Consider the following 19,824-nt stretch of genomic DNA (forward strand, 5'->3'; position numbering starts at 1 on the left):
AGGGGGCAGACGAAGACTGCTTTGCGCCTTCATTTCGGACGTGGAGGTCTTCATCGCGCGCTCCCGAAATCGGACATAGCCAGGCTGCGGCATCAAGTCTCCTGGGCGCCAATAGCGGCCAGGGCTGCACTATCAATGTAAATCGCAGTGCATAACTGTCGCGAGCCTCCGGTGGTTTTAGTAGTCGTTCCGGATCCGTCGGAGAGCTCTGTGCGGCAAAGCCGAGACGCTCCCACAATGTCAATCCTGTGCGGTCGGACGCACCACGATGCTGCCGATTTCGACGTCGCTGGGCTGTTCTATTGCGAAGGCTATCGCCCGTGCGATCGCTGTCGGGGAAATGGCGAGCTCTTCCTTGCGCCTAAGAATAGCTGCTCTGATGTCAGGATCGGCTATTGCGGCATCCGCGAAAGTCGTGTCGATGAAACCCGGCGATATCTCCGTCACGCGCAGGTTTTTGCCCGATTCCTGGCGCAGGGCTTCTGTGGCTGTCCGCAGTGCATTCTTGGTCGCGGCGTAGACGCCCATCGTCGGCACGATCTTCAGCCCAGCAGTTGACACGACGTTGATGACGTGGCCGGTGTCCTGTCGTTTAAACACGGGCAAAGCCGCAGCGATGCCGTAGAGCGCCCCCTTCAGATTCACGTCGATCATGGCGTCCCAGTCATCGACCTTCAGCGCTTCGAAACGGGAGAGCGGACCGATACCCGCATTGTTGATGATGACATCAAGCCGCCCGAAGCGCTTGCAAGCAAGTTTGACCAAAGCCTCCAGATCCACAGGTCTGGTAACGTCAATGGCCCGGTAAACGGCTTCGCCGCCTGAAGCCTCGATCTCTCCTGCTACAATGGCGATCTCCGCTTCGCTTCGTGCACCGAGCACAAGACGCGCACCTCGCGCTGCAAGGTGAATAGCTGTCGCCCGGCCGATGCCGCGTCCGGCTCCGGTGATGGCGACGATCTTGTTCTCTGTGGTCATTATAGGTCTCCGTCTTTTGCAATGAGAAGCAAGTTCTATGCAGCGGAGATCGGATGATCTATGCTCGAATAGCCATGTCTTTGTCGCGATCCGCCAGAATAATTGCCGATCCGTTCTCCGAGGTTCTTGCGGCTCTAGGTGCGCGGAGCGTTCGCGGGACCGGACTCGAAGCATCAGGAGAGTGGGCACTGGCCTTCGACGGGCGAATGCGATTTAAGTTCGTCACCGTCACGCGAGGTCGATGCTGGCTTTTGCTTCCGAAGCATTCGCCGCAAGCACTTATGGAAGGTGATTTGGTTCTTCTCAGCGACACGCGCTACACGGTGGCGAGTGACCCGGCGGTCGAACCGATGGATGGAATGACGCTCTTCGCTGCGCCGGGACAAGACCTAGTGCGACTAGGCGCTGCAAACGAAACGGCGCTGATAGGCGGCGGCAGTGGCTTTGCCGATGGCAGCGCCGCATTCGTTCTGGACGCGCTGCCGAAGTTTCTGCGCGTCGATCCGACATCGTCCACCGCCGAGGCTGTCGCGAGAACGCTGAATGCTCTAAGGACGGAGGTGGCCTGCGCGGAACTAGGCAGTTCGCTCGCCGCCGAGCGACTGGCGGAAGTTCTCGTCATTGCGGCCATCCGCGCTTTCGTGGCCACCAGTCCCAAGAACAGTGTCGGCTGGATCACCGCGCTGGCTGACCCGAGGATCGGCAAGGCGCTCAGATTGCTGCATGCCGATGTCGCGTACCGTTGGACAGTTCCAATACTGGCGTCGGAGGTCGGCATGTCACGCTCGGCATTCACGCAACGGTTCACCGAGCGTGTCGGTCAGCCGCCTCTCGACTACCTCACCCGCTGGCGCATGGTCCTGGCGCAGCAAAAGCTCAAAGAGAACCAGACAGTCGCCACGGTTGCCGCCGCGGTCGGCTACAGTTCCCAAAGCGCCTTTGCTCATGCCTTCAAACGTACCTTGGGACGGACACCAAGATCCGACGAATGGTAACAGAGGCCAGGATTCTCGCCGCCTCTTTCCGTAGGATCTGGGGCTCTTTCAACGTCGGCAAGGTGCCGAACTCGGCCAACTGTGCCTTATGCTAGAATGTCGCCTTCACGCCCCCCTTGCAGCCCTTCTGCATCGCGCCCTCGTTTCGGGCGTGCACTTGGCGCCGGCTGAACGCAGACTTCTGCTTTGGCGGGCGCTCGACCGCAATGGGTGGGAACCGGTCAGGAGGCTTCAGGGGCAGGAGGTGGCTCAAGCTTTCACCGGCCGGGCATTATGGCAGCCAAAGAACGATCGAACCTCCGAAATGGAGACTACGGGCGTGGAGCGGAGACTGCCCTGCCATAGCTGCGGGGCGTGCAGCCCATGGTCCGTTTGAAAGCCGTGCTGAACGCCGCCTCGGACTGATAGCCCAGTGACAACGCGATCGCGACGATGGGTTCTGTTCCATGCTGGAGGCGTTCGCCTGCAATGAACATGCGCCAGCGCGTCAGGTAGTCGATTGGCGACGCCCCGCAAACGGCCTTGAAGCGCAATGCGAACTTTGAGCGTGACATGCCCGCAACACTGGCAAGTCCCTTCAGCGTCCACCGCTCTCCCGGGTTTGCATGCATTTGCGCAAGAGCAGCCGATATTTTCGGATCGCTCAAGGCAAAGAGCCATCCGACACCCTGCGACGCGCCCTGAGCCAGATATAGCCGGAGCGACTGCACGAGCATCATATGTGCGAGATGCTGCAGGATCAGGCTGCGGCCTGGCTGCTGCCGGTATAGTTCCTGACGCATCCGGCTCAGCGCCCAGCGCAAACCGACCTTATCGTCCTCATCGCGCAAGCGAACGACGGTCGGCATGGAACCAAACAGCATTTCGGTATGAGCGCCGGAAAACTCGAAATAGCCGCCGAGCATCATGGTATCGCCCCCGCCATTCAGGGTGGCGATCCCGCCGTTCCAGTCACTTTCAGGAATTTCCACAGATTCGATGACCTTGAATGCCATATCCCTGGCGATCAAGAATCGTCTCCCGTTTGGCAGCAGCACGCAGTCTCCGGCTTCGAGGCGAACAGGCTTCGCTTGTCCTTCGACAGCCAGCCACGCAGCGCCAGACTCGATGGCGTAATATTTGACCCCTTTGTGAGGGGCATACTGGATCGCCCAGTCGCCCCCGAGGTCGAAACCTCCTGCGATATAGCTGCGCGGTTTCAGCACCGATAACACGTCTGACAGTGGGTCGACGGACATTGGGACGAACTCGAAATTTTTGCGGACGATCACATATAGTTCGTCCCGGTTCCCCTGTCTATTGTGTTGCCGATCGGAGCGCCAAACGCGCCCCCACCACAAAGGTATCCGTCATGATCAAGCTCATCATCGCATTCAAACGCAGGCAGGGAATGAGTGTCGAAGCTTTTCGAAACCATTGTCGGGACGTCCACACGCCTCTTCTTTTGTCGATCCCCGAGGCCGGAAAAATCCAGCGCTTCGTGGTGTCGTGTCCACTCCCCGAGGCAACGGAAGCCGAGCCGGCCTACGATGCCATCGTTGAAGCCTGTTTCGATGATCAAAACGCGATGGATACGATGATGGCGTCCGAAAATTTCCGTGATCGCGTTGACCCCGATCATCAGAACTTCATTGATTTTTCCACCGTGGTCAGGCTCGTGACGGAGGAAGTCGTCTGCGTCCCGCAGCAAGAATGATGCGCGACGGCCGACCAAGTTGTGGATGTCTGAGGCCGGCGATAAGGCCGGCCCTCAGGCCGGCCCCTGTCGGTTCGTTTGCGGCAGCATTAACCGATCACAGAACCACCCGGTAAAGCGCGAACCCGTTCTCGCCATCGCCCGCCGTTTCGATCTTCGCGCCCTTCACGTCGGCGATGTAATCCGCCGCCCGCGGTCCGGTCTCGAACACCGCCGTGGTGCCGGGCATTGGCTTGAAGGTCCAGTTGGCATCGGCGGAGGGGTTGATCGTGCCCTGTTCGACAATGTAGCGGACGAGCACGTCGCGGTTGGTGTCGGGGCCGACGAAGACGATCACATCCGAATTGATATCCGGGAAGTTGCCGCCGCCGCCTGCGCGGTAGTTGTTGGTGGCAACCACGAACTGCATCTCGGGGTCGATCGGCTTGCCGTCATAGGCAAGGTCGACGATGCGGTGGCTGTCCGGATTGGCGAGGCTGCCATCCTTGGCGTAGCGCGCCGGCTTCGACAGGTCGATCTGGTAGGTCACGCCATCGATGATGTCGAAATTGTAGGAGGGGAAGTCGGGGTTGAGCAGCGGCACATCCTTGGCGCCGGGCTCCACCTGGTTGAACATGCCCGCCGACATTTCCAGCCATTCACGCACCTGCGCGCCGTTGATCAGCACGGCGCGGGCGGTGTTCGGATAGAGATAGAGGTCGGCGACATTCTTGATGGCGATGTCGCCGGCCGGAACCTCGGTGTAATAGTCCGGTCCGCCGCGGCCGCCGGCCTTGAAGGGTGCGGCTGCAGAAAGGACGGGGAAGTCCTTGTATTCGCTGTCCTTCAGCATGTCCTTGGTATACCAGGTCTGCGCCTTGGAGACGATCTGCACGGACGGGTCGTCGGCCACCAGCGCGAAATAGGATTGCAGCGGCGCCGACGTCTTGCCGACGGGCGTGCGGACATATGCGAGCGTTGCCTCGTGATCGGCTTCGGCGGCGGCGATCACCGCCGGATCGCTTTCGACATCTGCCACCACCTTGCGGTCTTCGGTGCGGTGATAGATCGGCCGGGCCTCGGTGGTGAAATCGACGATCTTCCAGCTGTCGCCATCCTTTTCCAGAAGCAGGTCGATCAGGCCCATATGCGAGCCCCAGAAGCCTGCCATCACCGCAGGCTTCCCGTTCAGCGTGCCCTTGTCGACATCCACGCCCTCGATGCCGGCGAAATCCTCCGTGCCGGGGAAGACCAGATGCTGGTGGCCGGTGAAGACGGCATCGATGCCATCGACGCCTGCCAGATAGAGCGAGGCGTTTTCCATCAGCGGCTGCGGCCCGGTGCCGTCAATGCCGGAATGCGACAGCGCCACGATGATCTCGGCGCCTTCTTCCTGCATCACCGGCACCCAGGCTTGCGCGGCTTCGACGATATCGCGGGTATTGGCCTTGCCCTTCAGGTTCTTCTCGTCCCAGACCATGATCTGCGGCGGCACGAAGCCGATGAAGCCGATCTTCACCGGGCTCTTGTTGCCGGCGCCGTCGGTGATCATCTGTTCCTTGATCAGATAGGGCTTGAACATCAGATCGTCTTTGGTCGGATCGTCGGCCAGTTCGCCCGTGGTCAGGTTGGCGCAGACATAAGGAAAGTTCGCGCCCGCCAGCACCTTGTCCATGAAGTCGAGGCCGTAATTGAACTCGTGATTGCCGAGCGTGCCGACATCGTAGTTCAGCACGTTCATGCCCTTGATCACGGGATGGACGTCGCCGTCCTTCATGCCGCGCTCATAGGCGATGTAATCGCCCATCGGATTGCCCTGCAGGAAATCGCCATTGTCGATCAGCATGGAATTGGTCGATTCGGCGCGGATTGCGTCGATGATCGAGGCCGTACGCGCCAGGCCCATCGTGTCGTTGGGCTTGTCGGCATAGTAGTCATAGGGAAACACGTTGACATGGATGTCGGTGGTTTCCATCAGCCTCAGATGCGCCTGATTGTCGGCGGCGCGGGCGGAGAACGGGTGCAGGGCGATCATCGCGGAAGCCGCCGTGATGCCGCGCAGAAGCGTGCGGCGGGAAATCGGGGAAAGTTCGAAGGGCGCGGGCATGGACAGCTCCGTTTATTCAGCGGTTGCCGAACGGCTTTGAGGCCTTCGGCGGTTGACAATGAGGACGGAATGAAATGCAAGTTCGTGAACGTGTCATGACAGGCTAGGCGGGAGACCGGCCCGTCGTCAACAAGGGGAGGGGTGGTTTGGTTTCCAGTTTCATGATCAGGAAGGCGACACCCGAGGATGCGCCGGACATGGTGCGCCTCATCAACATCGCCGATCACGGCGTGCCGCTGTGGCGCTGGGCAAGACTGGAGGGCGGCGCGGGCGATCCCTGGGAGGCCGGGCGGCGCAGCGTGCGGGACGAGGGCCAGGCGGTCAACTGGAAGAATGGCACGGTGGCAACGCTCGGGTCCGATGTGACGGCCCTGATGATCGCCTATCCGCTTGATCGCGAAACGCCGACCGGCGAGGCCGAGCATCCCGTGTTCGAGCCGCTGAAGGCGCTGAAGCAGAAGGCCATCGGCTGTTTCTACATCCATGTCCTGGCAGCCTATGCCGAGTATCGCGGTCGCGGTCTTGGCAAGGTGCTGATGGAAAGGGCGGAAGGCATGTCGGGCGGGCGCGACCTCGCCCTGATCGTTTCCGACGGCAACCAGCCCGCAAGGCGGTTCTACGATCGGCTCGGCTTTGTCGAGCGCGACCGTCTCCCGATCGTGACCACGGACGACTGGAAGGCGGAAGGCGAGAACTGGCTGCTTCTGGTCAAGACACGTGAGGCCTGATCAGTCGACCCCGACATTGATGCGCTCGATGATCGGCCTCAGCGCAAAGGACGAGTTGATCTGCACCACATGCGGCAGGGCGGAAAGCCAGTCGCGGTGGATGCGCTCATAGTCCTTGAGGTCCTTTGCAGCGACCCGCAGCGTATAGTCATAGGCGCCCGATACCATGTAGCAGACGATGATGTTCGGGCAGCGTTCGACGGCCTCCTCGAATTCGGCAAGCGTGCGGGCAAACTGGCCGGAGAGCGAGATCTGCACGATCGCCACCATCTTGTAGCCCAGCGCCTCCGGCGAGATTCTGGCCGTATAGCCCTCGATCACGCCGCTTTTTTCGAGTATGTCGAGACGCCGCGAACAGGCGGAAGGCGACAGGCCCACCGTTTCCGCGAGGTCCGCATTGGTGATGCGGCCGTTTTTCTGAAGCGCCTTCAAAATCGCACGATCAATCTCGTCGATATCCATCTTTCGAACACCCTACGATTATTATTATCAATTTTCGAAAAATATACCAAAATTGTGATAATTCAAGCCGAAGATTGCAAGGACATTGCGGTTGTATTGTAGTTTTATCTCGCCTCGGCTGAACCATCTGGAGCGAGGAGATCGAGAATGCTTGTCGGCTGTCCCAAGGAAATCAAGAATCATGAGTACCGCGTCGGCCTGACGCCGGCCTCCGTCCGTGAATATGTCGCGCATGGCCACAAGGTCATCGTCGAGACCGGGGCGGGGGCCGGCATCGGTCAGGGTGACGACGCCTATCGCGCGGCAGGTGCCGCGATTGCGCCGGATGCCGCGACCGTCTTCCAGCGCGCGGACATGATCGTCAAGGTCAAGGAGCCGCAGCCTTCGGAATGGGCGCAACTGCGCGAAGGCCAGATGCTCTACACCTATCTGCATCTGGCGCCCGATCCGGAGCAGACAAAGGGCCTGCTCGCCTCCGGCGTCACCGCGATCGCCTATGAAACCGTGACGGATGAGCGTGGCGGACTGCCGCTGCTGGCGCCGATGTCGGAGGTCGCAGGAAGACTTTCGATCCAGGCCGGCGCGACCGCGCTGCAGAAGGCCAATGGCGGGCTTGGCGTGCTTTTGGGCGGCGTGCCCGGCGTTCAGCCCGGCAAGGTGGTGATCATCGGCGGAGGCGTGGTCGGGCTGCATGCGGCGCATATGGCGACGGGGCTTGGCGCGGATGTCACGATCCTCGACCGGTCGCTGCCGCGCCTTCGCGTGCTGGACGATCTGTTCCGGGGCAGGGTGAAGACGCTCTATTCGACCACTGAAGCGCTGGAGAACGAGATCTTCGCCGCCGATCTGGTGATTGGCGCGGTGCTGATCCCGGGGGCTGCCGCACCCAAGCTCGTCACCCGCGAGATGCTGCCCGGTATGAAGAACGGCGCGGTCATCGTCGATGTCGCGATCGATCAGGGCGGCTGTTTCGATACCTCCCACGCCACAACCCATTCCGAACCGACCTTCGTGGTCGACAATGTGGTGCATTATTGCGTGGCCAACATGCCGGGCGCGGTGCCGGCCACATCTGCGGCAGCGCTCAACAATGCCACGCTCCATTACGGCCTGATGCTGGCGGACAAGGGGCTTGCCGCGCTTTCGGAAGACCGGCATCTGCGCAACGGGCTCAACGTCCACCGTGGCCGCGTTACCAATGCCGCCGTTGCCGCAGCGCTCGGCTATGCGCTAGAGCCTGCCGAGGCCGCTTTGAAGGTTGCCTGAGGCAGGCAAGCGACAGGCCCGGAGGCGGGCCATCATGACAGAGGCTGCGGTCGTTGAAACGATCGCAGCCTTTCTTCGTCAGGCCTGCCGCCGGCGGTCGAGCCACCGCGTTCCCTGCAGTGCGGCGAGGATGACCGCGACGCCGATAAAGATGCGCGGTGCGGGCACCTCGCCGAAGAAGAAGAAGCCTGCGGCGGCCGCAAAGAACACCGAGAGATAGCCGAAGGGGGCGAGTACGCTTGCATCGCTCTTCTGATAGGCCTTCAGCCAGCAATATTGCCCGGCCTGCGCCAGAAGTCCGATCAGCGCCAGCACCGGCCAGTGGGAAAGCGGCACGGGCTGCCAGAAGATCGCGGCCGGTATGCCGGTCAGGAGCACGAGTCCGACCGTATAAAACACCATCATCACGATCGTGCTTTCATCTTTCAGCCGCCGCGTCTGGATCGTCGCCATCGCGCCGAAGACGATGCTGACGAGGACCACCAGCAGGCCTGGGTGGAAGGTCATCTCCCCGGGGGCGACGATGATCAACGCGCCGCCGAAGGCAAGGGCCGCGCCAAGCCAGCGCAGCCGGCCGATCCGCTCGCCCAGCAGCAGGGCGGCAAGTCCCATCGTCACCAGCGGGCGGGTGAAGCCGAGCGCGTTCACCATCACCAGCGGCAGCATGGCGAAGGCGAGGAAGTTCGACGTCAGCGCGATCGCGTTGCAGGTGACGCGGAACGCGTTGCGCAGCGGATAGCGCATGTCCGAGAGCGCCGCGCGGTTCTTCACGATCAGCGGCAGGATGAAGACGAGGCCGACCAGCGCGCGGATGAACACAAGCTGGATCGCCGGATAGGCGACGCTGTTCGCCTTCACCAGCGCGCTCATGAAGGTCACGAGCGTCATGTCGGCGAGGAGCCAGGCGATGCCCAGGCCCGCTTCATTCCGGTCATCGCGGCCTGGGCGAGCGGGCTCGGCGCTCACGGCATCACGCCGGCTGCACGAGGTTCGCCATCAGCCGGAAGGCGCCGGGCGTGAGGCGATCCATCTGGTGATGGAGCACGAGGCTGGTATGGCTATGCCGGCCCTTGCCGATCACGGCGGAGACGAGGGCGCCGGTCAGCGGCTTCTCACCGGCATCGTGCATGGCGAGAAGCGGTTCATAGGCGTCATCCCACGCGGCGGCGAAATAAAGCCCGCGCTCCTTGTGCCAGCCTGCCCAGTCGTCGGGGCCAATCACGTTCGGCCCGGCAAGGAGCGTGTGGTCCGGGGCAAGCACGTCCACCTCTGCCTCCGGGTTGGTCACCCGCCAGCGCAGCGACGGCGATCCGATCTTGAGGAAGCGCGGCGGGGTGGTCTCCGGGGTCCAGCCATCGGAGGGGCGGTGGTAAAGGGTAACAAGGTGACCACCATCTTCCGCGAAGCGATGGAGCTTCTTCGTCGCAGCCGCAAGATCCGGCCGGGTGCCGAAGGCGAAGATGCCGATGACGATGGTGGTGAAACGGCCGAGCTCGCCGGAAAGCGCGTCGGAATCGAGTTCGGTGACGTCGAGCCCCATGCGCTTCAGCCAGGTACCCACATTGTCCGCGCCGCCGCCGACATAGCCGATCTTCGCACCCTCGGGGAGCTTGAGATCGAGGGTCAATACGCTCAGCACCTCCGGCCGGACGAAGCGGTTGCGGCCGATATGGGGATAGCTGAAGGTGGTGATATTGGCGGCAGGCTTGCCCTCGATCTCGGGTGTCAGCACGGTGAGGCCGCGCGGCGTGTCCGAAGGTATTTCAAGTTTAAAATTGTTTCCCTCGGCTGTGATGTTGAACCCGTCTTCTGCGTTAAAGTGAAGCGTGAGGTCGGCGCCGGACTTGCATGAGAGGTTCTTCGGAAGCTCTTGAACTGGAACGATAAATGCGTTTGGAAGAAGCGTCACGGAATGTGCCGGCGCGATCGGAAAGGCCGCTTCCAGGTCGAGCGCGCGGGTCGCTTTCCGCCCGGCAATGACCGCTGTCAGCGTCACCGATACCGGGCCGTTTCCGCCCAGAGACGACCAGCGCGGCGGGTATTGGTTCGATAGCGCGGCATCGGCATCTGCGGTGATTTCGAAGCGGTGGATTCCGTCCTTTGCCGCGTCCCCGCTCACGCGCACGCCGGACGGCAGGTTGGGGGTGATCTCCGCGGTCGCGTTCTCCTTGAGCACGACCGTGAGCGTTGCCGCGCCGCCGGGCGTCAGGTAGTCGGCCTCGCCATAGGCCCGCTCGAATATCTGCGCGCTCTCGAACAGCGCCGCGTCGATTTCGGCGCGCTTGCGCGTGAGGCGGTGGCCATGGAGCGCGCGGAAGTCGTCATCGGCTTCAGCCTCTGCCGCCTCGATCCTTGAGGCAGCCTCGGCAAGGCCGGACTGCACCGCTCCGGCGTCCGGGAAGGCGGCGATGGCCTTCCCGATTGCCGCGTCGGCTTCGGCGAGGGCGTCTTGCAGCGGGCCCGCAGTTTCGGCAAGGGCTGCCAGCGTTGCGGGCAGGCCGTCCAGGATATGGTCTTCTTCGTGGCCGGCTTTGTTGCCGCGCAGCAGATGGAGCTGCCAGACGTGGTCCGGACGCTCCGGCCACCAGCCCATCCCCTGCGAGGCGTGGTAATAACGCGACCACTCGCCGATGCGGTCATAATCGGCGCCGGTCACGCGGTCACGCTCGCGGACGTCGATGGTCAGCGTTGCGGGTGGAGGCGGCAGGTCGTCATCATAGGTGCCGCCGCCGCCGGACCAAGCCGGCAGGTAGTATTTTGCTACTTTCCATGGCGCCAGCCCTTCCGCGAAATGCTCGGGAAAGGCGGTCTCGTCGGCGGCGAGGGCGAGGGCGGCCTCCGCGGCGCGCGTCATGGCGCGATGATGGCCGTGCTGGCCGGGCACGTCGAGAAAGGTCGGGATCACGATATCGGGCCGTTCGGTGCGGTAGGCACGCACCAGCCGCTCGATCGTGCGCTGTTCGCCCCAGCGGGCGAAGGTGGCATCGCCATCCTTGGAGAAGCCGAAGTCGTGGACCGGGTCGTCGGGCCCATGGCCGAGCCAGTGGATATCGGCATCGAGCACGCGGGCGGCCTCTTCCATTTCGCGCGTCCTGAGTACGCCGAGCGCGCCAAGCCGTTCCGGCCCCAGCACATTCTGTCCGCCTTCGCCGCGCGTCGAGCAGGCGACGATCACCCGCATCCCGAGGCCGAGACTGAGCCAGGCGAGCAGACCGGACTGTTCGTCATCAGGGTGGGCGCCGGTGTTCATCATCGTCACCGGCGAGGTCAGCCGGGTCAGCGCGCGAAAGAGGGTGACGTGGGAAGAGGAGGCCATGTCCTGTTCGATGCGCTGGCGCGGCGTGAGCATGTGAGTTCCCTTCAGGCCACCTGTTGTTCCGATGGCGATGTTTCGAGTTTCGGCGTGAGAATTTCAAAGAGCGGCAGGGCGGCGGCGCCAAGCGCTGCGGTATACTGTCCGGTCTGGCCGCGCATCACGCGCGGCACAGTGCGACCTGTGCGGGCGGCAACGGAGGGCGGAAGCGGCGGCAGGCGGGCGATCAACGCGTCCATGAGGGTGTCGGAAAAAGCGCCGCTGAAGATGATCGTTTCCGGGTCGAAGATGTTTTCGACCAGGCCGATGACGGTGGAAAGATGCGCGGCGGCTTCGCCGATCCAGGCTTCAACCACTTCGTCGCGTGCAAGAAAAAGATCTTCTATTTCAGCTATCTGCGGACGTTTCCTGCCGTTTTCGTCGAACTTCTCGTGAAGCGCGTGGAGAGAGGCGTAGCGCTCCAGGCAGCCATGCTGGCCGCAGGGGCAGAGACGGCCGGAGGGCACCACGGGCACATGCCCGATTTCGCCGGCATTGCCGAAGGCGCCGCGATAGGGCGCGCCGTCCTGGATCATGCCAAGGCCGATGCCGGTGCCGAAATAGAGCATGCAGAAATGCGATATCGCGTGCCCCGCACCGAACAGCCGCTCGGCAACGGCGGCGGCGGCGGCATCGTTTTCGAGAGCGACTTCCACCCCGCAGGCCTCCGTCAGCGCGGCCTTCACATCCATGCCGCTCCAGCCGGGCAGCGTGGTCGGGCCGACAAAGCTCATGCCCTCGATGCCGAACGGGCCGGGCATGACCACGCCGACGCCAAGAAGCGGTGAATCGATCGATTTGCGCGCGCGGTCAACTTCGAGGCTGAAAACCGGCAGGCAGCTTTCCGGCGATGTGTCGGAGAGCGCAATGATGCGCTTGTAGCGGAGCACGCCGGTCAGATCGAGCACGGTCACCACCATCTGGTCGGTCGCGATCTCGACGCCGATGGTGGCCGCCCCTTCCGGATTGACGGCGAACTGGATCGGCGGCTGGCCGCGGCCCGAGCGGCGCCGGCCCGTGCTGATGAGAAGGCCCGAGCCCACGAGGTCATCCACGATGTTGGCGACTGCCTGGGCGGTCAACTGGGTCTGGCGCGCGATTTCCATGCGCCCCAGCATGCCGTGCTGGCGCACCAGGTCGAGCACCACGCGCCGGTTGTGTTCCCTGTTGCGTTCCGGATTGTTGCCGATGGCAAATTGTCCGCGCGACTTTTCGTTCATTGCGTTCCGCTCTCTGATTGCTTTCAGTCTGCTGCGGGACGTTTCTATCGTCAATATATTAATTCAATTAGATTATGTTATTGACAAGAGCGCGATCTCACGCGACCGTAAAGTGTGGGCGCCGGCATCAGGCGCTGACGGGCTACCGTAACAGCGGGGTCCGGCAAGACATGGACACAGGCCGCAGCCGACAGGGGTGACGGCTTTTTGGGAACAAGAGCCCTCGGGGTCGATACGGCCTTGGAGGGAAGTGGAGAGATTAATGCGCAAGGCACTTTTGCTCGCCGGGCTGATGTCCGGTACCAGCCTCTATGCGGCCGCGCCGGCCAGCGCTGTCGAGATCGAATACTGGCAGTATATCTATGAGACCCGCGTCAACGCGATGGATCAGCTGATCGAGAAATTCGAGGCCGCCAATCCGGATATCACCGTCAAGCAGGTCACTTTCCCCTACGCCGATTACCAGACCCGCATCGTTGCCGCCAACATGGCCGGCAAGGGGCCGGACGTGATGCAGCTGTTCTATGGCTGGCTCGACAAGTTCGTTACCGGCAATCTGCTGCAGCCGCTGCCGCAGGACATGTTCCCGCAGGACCAGATCGAGAGCGAGTTCTTTCCGATCGTGACAGCGATGAAGCGCGACGGCGAATATTACGGCCTGCCGACGGCGGTGCGCTCGCTCGCGCTGTTCTACAACAAGAAGCTGTTCGAGGAGAACGGTCTCGACCCGGCAAACCCGCCGCAGACGCTGGACGAGCTGGTCGCCGCCGCCAAGGCGATTGCCAAGCATGACGATGCCGGCAACATGCTGGTCGAAGGCATGACGCTCGACATGGCCGGGCAGGATCACCAGTGGTGGCGCGAAGTGCTGGTGCGCCAGTATGGCGGCGTGCCCTATACCGATGACTACCGCAAGGTCACCTATGACAGCCCCGAAGGCACCGAGGCGCTCGCCTTCTACACCGATCTGCAGACCAAGGAGAAGGTCGGCCAGTCGGGCTTCATGGATGAGGGGCAGGCAGCCTTCAAGGGTGGCCGCGCCGGCATGACCATTGACGGGACCTTCCGTCTCGGCTCCTTCGGCCAGATCGAGGATTTCGAATGGGGTGTCACCGAGCTGCCTGCCAATGCCGACGGCATGCGTTCGAACTATTCGAGCTATTTCGCCAATGGCATCGGCGCCAAGGTGAAGGGCGAGGAACTGGAAGCTTCGAAGAAGTTCCTGACCTATCTGACCTCGCCGGAAGCCATGGAAATCTGGCTTGATGTGGTTGGCGAACTACCCGCCCGCCGCGAAGTGGCGCTCACGGAAAAGAACACGTCCAACCCGATCTACGGACCGTTCCTGAAGGGCCTCGACTATGCGCATACCACGCTGTTCGTGGATGAATCGGCCCAGCGTCAGGTCGCGATCGACATGGTCAACCGCGTGATCCTCGATGGCCAGTCGCCGGCCGACAGCATCAAGGAAGCGGCCGCGCAGGAACAGAAGATCATCGACGAAGCAATGTGAGACGGCTGATGTCCGCTCAATCACCATCAACGGGAGGGGCGGCGCCAAGCCGCCCCGAAGGCGGCGGGTTTTCCGACCGCTTCTCGATGAAGACCAAGCGCCTCATCTGGGTCTGGACCTTCCTGGCGCTTCCTGTGCTGTTTTACAGCGTCATCCGCTTCTACCCTACCATCGACGCCTTCCGGCTGTCGCTGACGGACTGGAACCTGATGAAGCCGCCGAAATTCATTGGCTTTGCAAATTACCAGAAGCTGTTCGCCGACCCGGATTTCTGGAAGGTGTTCAAGAACACATTCGCCTATCTGGTGTTCGGCACGCCGATCTCGCTGGTGCTGTCGTTCTCGATCGCCTTCTTTCTCGATCGCGTCCGTTTCGGCCACGGCTTCATCCGCGCGCTCTATTTCCTGCCGTTCCTGACGACGGCCGCCGCCATGGCCTGGGTGTGGCGCTGGTTCTACCAGCCGGCCCCGATCGGCGTGATCAACGATCTCCTGTCGAACCTCGGCCTGACGCAGCAGCCCTTCCTGCGCTCGACGTCGCAGGCGCTGCCCTCGATCATGGTGACGGCGATCTGGGCCGGGCTCGGCTTCCAGATCATCATCTTCATGGCGGGCCTGCGCGCCATTCCGACGACCTTCTACGAGGCCGCCCGCATTGACGGGCTTGGCGAATGGGCGATCCTTAGAAAGATCACGCTGCCGCTCCTGAAGCCCACCACCGTCTTTCTCGTGGTGCTGTCCTCGATCGGCTTCCTCAGGATCTTCGACCAGGTCTACAACATGACCACGAACGATCCCGGCGGCCCGCTCGGCTCGACCAAGCCGCTGGTGATGATGATCTACCAGTCGGCCTTCTCGTCCTATCAGATGGGCTATGCCGCAGCGCAGACCGTGGTTCTCTTTCTCATCCTGCTGGTGATCTCGCTGTTGCAGCTCTGGATCCTGAGGGACAAGTCATGACCGATATCGCCAAATACGATGCGGCGAACCGCTATCGCCCGAGGATCAGGCCCGGCTATGTGCTGATGTGGACGCTGCTCCTGATCGGCGGGCTGGTGATGATCACGCCGATCCTGTTCATGTTCGCGACCTCGCTGAAGCCCGCAAGCCAGGTCTACGACCTGCGCCTGATCCCGCAGGATCCGACCCTTTCCAACTACATCAAGGTGCTGACGTCGACAGGCTTTGGCCGCTGGTTCTTCAACTCCCTGATGATCGCCACCCTTGTCACGCTCTCCAACGTTTTCTTCGACAGCCTCGTGGGCTACACGCTCGCAAAGTTCCGCTTTCGCGGCCGGCGCTTCATCTTCCTCGCGATCCTCTCCACCCTGATGATCCCGACCGAGATGCTGGTGATCCCGTGGTACCTGATGTCGGCGAATTTCGGCTGGCTCGATACCTATTGGGGCATCATGTTTCCCGGCATGATGACGGGCTTCGGCACATTCCTGATGCGCCAGTTCTTCGAGGGCGTGCCGGACGATTTCATGGAGGCCGCCCGCATTGACGGCATGAATGAATTCGTCATCTGGTGGAGAATTGCCATGCCGCTGGTCGCGCCCGCGCTTTCGGCGCTCGCGATCTTCACCTTCCTCGGCAACTGGACGGCGTTCTTCTGGCCGCTGATCGTGACCACGTCGAGCGAGCTATACACGCTGCCGGTCGGCCTGTCGTCGTTTGCGGTCGAGGCGCAGATCCAGTGGGAGCTGATCATGACCGGCGCCGCGATTGCCACCATTCCGACGCTCCTCGTCTTTCTCATCTTCCAGCGCTTCATCGTCCGCGGCGTCATGCTTGCCGGCGTGAAGGGATAAACCATGACCGACACCAAACGAGCCCTCAATCCGGCCCTTGGAGATACCAGCCGCTTTCCTGATCCGGTTTACAAGGAAACCGTACTCAAGCCCTTGTTCGACGGCGCGAAAACGCATTTCGTCGATGGCTTCCGCGCGATCGATCGCGCTCATCTGGTGATGCTTTCCGAGACCGGTATCCTGACCGCCAAACAGGCCGGCAGGATCGCCGACGCGCTCGTCGCGATCGATGCCGAGGTCGATCCCGCGGCGCTGGAATACACCGGCGAGGTCGAGGATTTTTTCTTCCTGATCGAGAAGGAGCTGAAGGCCCGGCTCGGACCCGACCTCGGCGGCCGGCTGCACACCGCCCGCTCGCGCAACGACATCGACCACACGCTGTTCAAGCTGGGCCTGCGCCGTTACATCGACGTCGCGCTTAACAAGGCGCTCGGCCTCATCTCGGCGATGATCGAGACGGCGGATCGCGAGAAAGCGACCCTGATCGTCGCCTATACCCACGGCCAGCCGGCCCAGCCGACCACGTTCGGCCATTATCTCGGCGCCGCGATCGAGGTGCTTTCACGCGATATCGAACGGTTGTTTGCGGCCCGCAAGACCGTGGACCTGTCGCCGATGGGCGCCGCCGCGATCACTACATCGGGTTTCCCGATCGACCGGCACCTGATGGCAGAGCTTCTGGGCTTTTCGGCACCCTTGCAGAATTCCTATAGCTGCATCGCCGCCGTCGACTACATCACGGGCACCTATTCGGCGCTCGAGCTGATGTTCCTGCATCTCGGCCGGCTGATCCAGGATTTCCAGTTCTGGACCAGCTTCGAGGTCGGCCAGCTCTATGTGCCGAACGCGCTGGTGCAGATCTCCTCGATCATGCCGCAGAAGCGCAATCCGGTGCCGATCGAGCATATGCGCCATCTGGCGAGCCAGACCGTCGGCCGGGCGCAGACGGTGCTCACGGTGATGCACAACACCCCTTTCACCGACATGAACGACAGCGAGGGCGAGACCCAGGCGATGGGCTATCAGGCCTTCGAGACCGGTTTCCGGGTGCTCGACCTGATGGCGAGCATGATGGCGGCCGTAAAGGTCAACGGCGAACGGGTCGCGGCCAATCTCGACCGTTCCTGCATCACCATCACCGAGCTTGCGGATTCGCTGGTGCGGCGCGAGGAACTGTCGTTCCGCCAGGCCCATGAGATCGCCGCAGATGTCGCCCGCGCCGTCGTTGCGGCTTCAGGCGCGCTTGCAAGCGATGGCTACGCGCCGTTCCGCACGGCGTTTTCCGCCCATGCCGGACGCGAGACCGCGCTCGACGAGGCCGCCTTCCGCGAGATCGTCTCGCCCGAATATTTCGTCGCCGTCCGCGCCCGATTTGGCGGCCCGGCGGAAGAGCCGCTCGCCAAGGCCATCGCCGGCTATCGCGAGCAGCTCCTGAATTATCAGCAACAGGGCGAAGGGCAGGCGAAAAGGCTTGGCGATGCCAGCGCCGAGCTCGGCAGACGCTTCGAACGGTTGAGGGGAAAAGCATAATGGCTTCAATCGCATTGGAAAAACTGGTGAAGCGTTACGACAAGGTCGAGGCGGTTCACGGCATCGATCTCGAGATCGCCGATGGCGAGTTCGTGGTGTTCGTCGGCCCGTCCGGCTGCGGCAAGTCGACCACGCTCCGGATGATCGCGGGACTTGAGGAAATCTCCGGCGGCACGCTCAGGATCGGCGGCGATGTCGTCAACGAGCGCGCGCCGAAGGCCCGCAATATCGCGATGGTGTTCCAGAACTACGCGATCTATCCGCATCTGACGGTGCGCCAGAATATCGGCTTCGGGCTCTACACGGCCAAGCTCTCGAAAGACGAGAAGAATGCCCGCATCGATGATGCCGCCCGCATTCTGGGCCTGACCGACTATCTCGAACGCCGCCCGGCGGCGCTTTCCGGCGGCCAGCGCCAGCGCGTCGCGATCGGCCGCGCCATGGTGCGCAATCCATCCGCCTTCCTGTTCGACGAGCCGCTCTCGAACCTCGACGCCCAGCTGCGCGCCCAGATGCGCATCGAGATCAAGAAACTGCATCAGGAGCTGAAGACCACCACTGTCTACGTCACCCACGACCAGATCGAGGCGATGACCATGGCCGACCGGATCGTGGTGATGAAGGACGGCAATATCCTGCAGACCGGCACGCCGGTGGACCTCTACGAGAACCCCGCCGATGTGTTCACCGCCCGCTTCATCGGCTCGCCTTCGATGAACATGCTCCCGGCCTCCAGTCTCGGCGCGGCCGGCAGTGCGATTTCCGAGGGCCGGGACGTGCTGGTCGGCATCCGTCCGCATGATCTCACCGCCGTGGTCGATGGCGCCGTACCCGCGGATGCGATCCTGACGCTGGAGGGCAAGGTCGAGGCTGTCGAACCGCTCGGTCCTGAGACCATGGTGCATCTTTCCGTTGGCGATCAGACCGTGATTGCGACATCGCCCGGGACGATCTCGCCTGCGGTCGGCTCTGCCGTCATCTGCACCGTGGCGGCCGGCAAGCTCTATCTGTTCGACGCCAAGACCGAGAAGAGCCTGGGCCGCCGATGACATCCGGAAATGCTGAAAGGTCGGCGGTACTCTGCGTCGGCCGGATCTATTGTGACCTGATCTTCACCGGGCTTTCGCGTCTGCCCGTGCTCGGCCGTGAAGTCTTTGCCGACGCCTTGACGATTGCCGCCGGCGGCGGGGCGTTCATCTCGGCCGCCCATTTCGCCGATGTCGGCCGCCATGCGGCGCTTGTCGGAAGGCTTGGCCATGACCCGATGTCGGTCGTGGTCGAAGGCCAGCTCGGCGAGAGCGGCGTCGATCTTGCCTTTCTGGAGCGCGCGGACGATGCCGGACCGCAGATCACCGTTGCTTCGGTGATCGGCTCCGAGCGCGCCTTCCTCACCCGCAGGGCCGGCCCGGCCGAGCCGGCGACGCTCGATGCCGCGCTCACCTGGCCGAAGGCCCGCCACCTGCACATCGCCGAATATGCCACGCTTGCAGAAATGCCGGACCTCGTCACCCGTGCGAAGGCTTCGGGCCTTACGGTCTCGCTCGATCCGAGCTGGGACGATGCGCTGATCGGCGACCAGGCGCTTGTCGCCAATTGTCGGGGCGTGGACCTGTTTCTGCCGAACCTCGAAGAGGCCCGCGAGATCACGGGCGAAAGCGTGCCCGGGGCGATGCTTGCGGCGCTGCAACCTCATTTCCCTTCCGTCGTCATCAAGGCGGGGGGCGAGGGCGCCTATGCCGGAACACCCGATGGCATGCTGCACAATCCGGCAGAAAATGTCCCGGTGACCGACACTACCGGCGCGGGAGATGCCTTCAACGCCGGCTTCGTTGACCGCTGGCTTTCCGGCGACGACATGGCCAAAGCGCTCGCCGCCGCCATCCGCGCTGGCAGCCGCGCCGTCCAGGTCGCGGGAGGGGCTGTCCGGCAGACGCCCTGAATGCCGTCTCGGCCTCTGTCCTTGCGACCTCCGGTCGTCTCGACAAGCCGCTGGCATTTTTTCCTGCGAAATGCGGCGAATGTCTTGATCGGCGCGAAAAAACCGCCTATCAGGGCCGAACCGGAGAGGTGGCCGAGTGGTCGAAGGCGCTCCCCTGCTAAGGGGTTATTCACTTCCGGATTTCCGCTTATTTTTCATATTCTTACCTGCATTGTCCGAAACGCCCTGTTTCGATTTTGCAGATTT

The 19,824-nt window shown here is 62.6% G+C and carries 17 protein-coding genes; 10 read left to right on the forward strand and 7 right to left on the reverse strand.

The window, feature by feature from the left end:
* Positions 1-240 precede the first annotated feature (240 nt).
* A complete protein-coding gene (locus HPQ62_RS07630) occupies positions 241-978 on the reverse strand; it encodes an SDR family oxidoreductase (protein WP_174801912.1) in 738 nt (245 codons plus the stop codon).
* Positions 979-1,031: 53 nt separating this feature from the next.
* Between HPQ62_RS07630 and HPQ62_RS07635 the strand changes: the two genes are divergently transcribed.
* Positions 1,032-1,973 carry an AraC family transcriptional regulator gene (locus tag HPQ62_RS07635; protein WP_174801913.1) on the forward strand — a complete coding sequence of 314 codons (942 nt, stop codon included), beginning with the start codon at positions 1,032-1,034 and terminating at the stop codon, positions 1,971-1,973.
* Positions 1,974-2,284: 311 nt separating this feature from the next.
* On the opposite strand, the gene HPQ62_RS07640 is transcribed toward HPQ62_RS07635, so the two are convergent.
* Positions 2,285-3,244, reverse strand: a complete 960-nt coding sequence (locus HPQ62_RS07640; RefSeq protein WP_342343684.1) for an AraC family transcriptional regulator — start codon at positions 3,242-3,244, stop codon at positions 2,285-2,287.
* 80 nt (positions 3,245-3,324) lie between these two features.
* On the opposite strand from HPQ62_RS07640, the gene HPQ62_RS07645 reads away from it, so the two are divergent.
* Positions 3,325-3,669, forward strand: a complete 345-nt coding sequence (locus HPQ62_RS07645; RefSeq protein ID WP_174801914.1) for an EthD domain-containing protein — start codon at positions 3,325-3,327, stop codon at positions 3,667-3,669.
* A gap of 97 nt (positions 3,670-3,766) precedes the next feature.
* On the opposite strand, the gene HPQ62_RS07650 is transcribed toward HPQ62_RS07645, so the two are convergent.
* Complete coding sequence (locus HPQ62_RS07650; protein ID WP_174801915.1) at positions 3,767-5,755, reverse strand: bifunctional 2',3'-cyclic-nucleotide 2'-phosphodiesterase/3'-nucleotidase; 1,989 nt, start codon at positions 5,753-5,755, stop codon at positions 3,767-3,769.
* Between the two features lie 146 nt (positions 5,756-5,901).
* On the opposite strand from HPQ62_RS07650, the gene HPQ62_RS07655 reads away from it, so the two are divergent.
* Positions 5,902-6,483, forward strand: a complete 582-nt coding sequence (locus tag HPQ62_RS07655) for a GNAT family N-acetyltransferase (RefSeq protein WP_174801916.1) — start codon at positions 5,902-5,904, stop codon at positions 6,481-6,483.
* On the opposite strand, the gene HPQ62_RS07660 is transcribed toward HPQ62_RS07655, so the two are convergent.
* Entirely contained in the window at positions 6,484-6,945 is a 462-nt protein-coding gene (locus HPQ62_RS07660) for an Lrp/AsnC family transcriptional regulator (RefSeq protein WP_174801917.1), read from the reverse strand. It abuts the gene before it with no gap.
* Positions 6,946-7,092: 147 nt separating this feature from the next.
* On the opposite strand from HPQ62_RS07660, the gene ald reads away from it, so the two are divergent.
* Entirely contained in the window at positions 7,093-8,211 is a 1,119-nt protein-coding gene (gene ald / locus HPQ62_RS07665; protein WP_174801918.1) for an alanine dehydrogenase, read from the forward strand.
* A 78-nt stretch (positions 8,212-8,289) separates the two neighbouring features.
* On the opposite strand, the gene HPQ62_RS07670 is transcribed toward ald, so the two are convergent.
* The 3 genes from HPQ62_RS07670 to HPQ62_RS07680 are packed head-to-tail and all read right to left on the reverse strand — an operon-like array spanning position 8,290 to position 12,783.
* On the reverse strand, positions 8,290-9,177 hold the full coding sequence (locus HPQ62_RS07670) for an EamA family transporter (protein ID WP_174801919.1): 888 nt from the start codon (positions 9,175-9,177) through the stop codon (positions 8,290-8,292).
* 4 nt (positions 9,178-9,181) lie between these two features.
* Positions 9,182-11,560, reverse strand: a complete 2,379-nt coding sequence (locus tag HPQ62_RS07675; RefSeq protein WP_174801920.1) for a PIG-L family deacetylase — start codon at positions 11,558-11,560, stop codon at positions 9,182-9,184.
* Positions 11,561-11,571: 11 nt separating this feature from the next.
* A complete protein-coding gene (locus tag HPQ62_RS07680; RefSeq protein ID WP_174801921.1) occupies positions 11,572-12,783 on the reverse strand; it encodes an ROK family transcriptional regulator in 1,212 nt (403 codons plus the stop codon).
* 262 nt (positions 12,784-13,045) lie between these two features.
* Here HPQ62_RS07680 and HPQ62_RS07685 point away from each other — a divergent pair, with 262 nt between their 5' ends.
* From HPQ62_RS07685 to HPQ62_RS07710, 6 genes are all read left to right on the forward strand, one after another.
* The gene (locus tag HPQ62_RS07685; RefSeq protein WP_174801922.1) at positions 13,046-14,296 is read left to right on the forward strand and encodes a sugar ABC transporter substrate-binding protein; all 1,251 of its coding nucleotides are present in this window, start codon (positions 13,046-13,048) and stop codon (positions 14,294-14,296) included.
* Positions 14,297-14,382: 86 nt separating this feature from the next.
* Positions 14,383-15,255, forward strand: a complete 873-nt coding sequence (locus HPQ62_RS07690) for a carbohydrate ABC transporter permease (protein ID WP_425312611.1) — start codon at positions 14,383-14,385, stop codon at positions 15,253-15,255.
* Positions 15,252-16,109, forward strand: a complete 858-nt coding sequence (locus HPQ62_RS07695) for a carbohydrate ABC transporter permease (RefSeq protein ID WP_174801924.1) — start codon at positions 15,252-15,254, stop codon at positions 16,107-16,109. The genes HPQ62_RS07690 and HPQ62_RS07695 overlap by 4 nt, the downstream gene beginning before the upstream one ends.
* Positions 16,110-16,112: 3 nt before the next feature.
* Entirely contained in the window at positions 16,113-17,639 is a 1,527-nt protein-coding gene (gene argH / locus HPQ62_RS07700) for an argininosuccinate lyase (RefSeq protein ID WP_174801925.1), read from the forward strand.
* The gene (locus HPQ62_RS07705) at positions 17,639-18,688 is read left to right on the forward strand and encodes an ABC transporter ATP-binding protein (protein WP_174801926.1); all 1,050 of its coding nucleotides are present in this window, start codon (positions 17,639-17,641) and stop codon (positions 18,686-18,688) included. Before argH ends, HPQ62_RS07705 begins: the two co-directional genes overlap by 1 nt.
* Positions 18,685-19,578, forward strand: coding sequence for a carbohydrate kinase family protein (locus HPQ62_RS07710; protein ID WP_174801927.1), 894 nt, complete (start codon positions 18,685-18,687; stop codon positions 19,576-19,578). Before HPQ62_RS07705 ends, HPQ62_RS07710 begins: the two co-directional genes overlap by 4 nt.
* Positions 19,579-19,824 lie beyond the last annotated feature (246 nt).

The sequence above is a fragment of the Martelella limonii genome (assembly GCF_013344475.1).
Taxonomy (GTDB): domain Bacteria; phylum Pseudomonadota; class Alphaproteobacteria; order Rhizobiales; family Rhizobiaceae; genus Martelella; species Martelella limonii.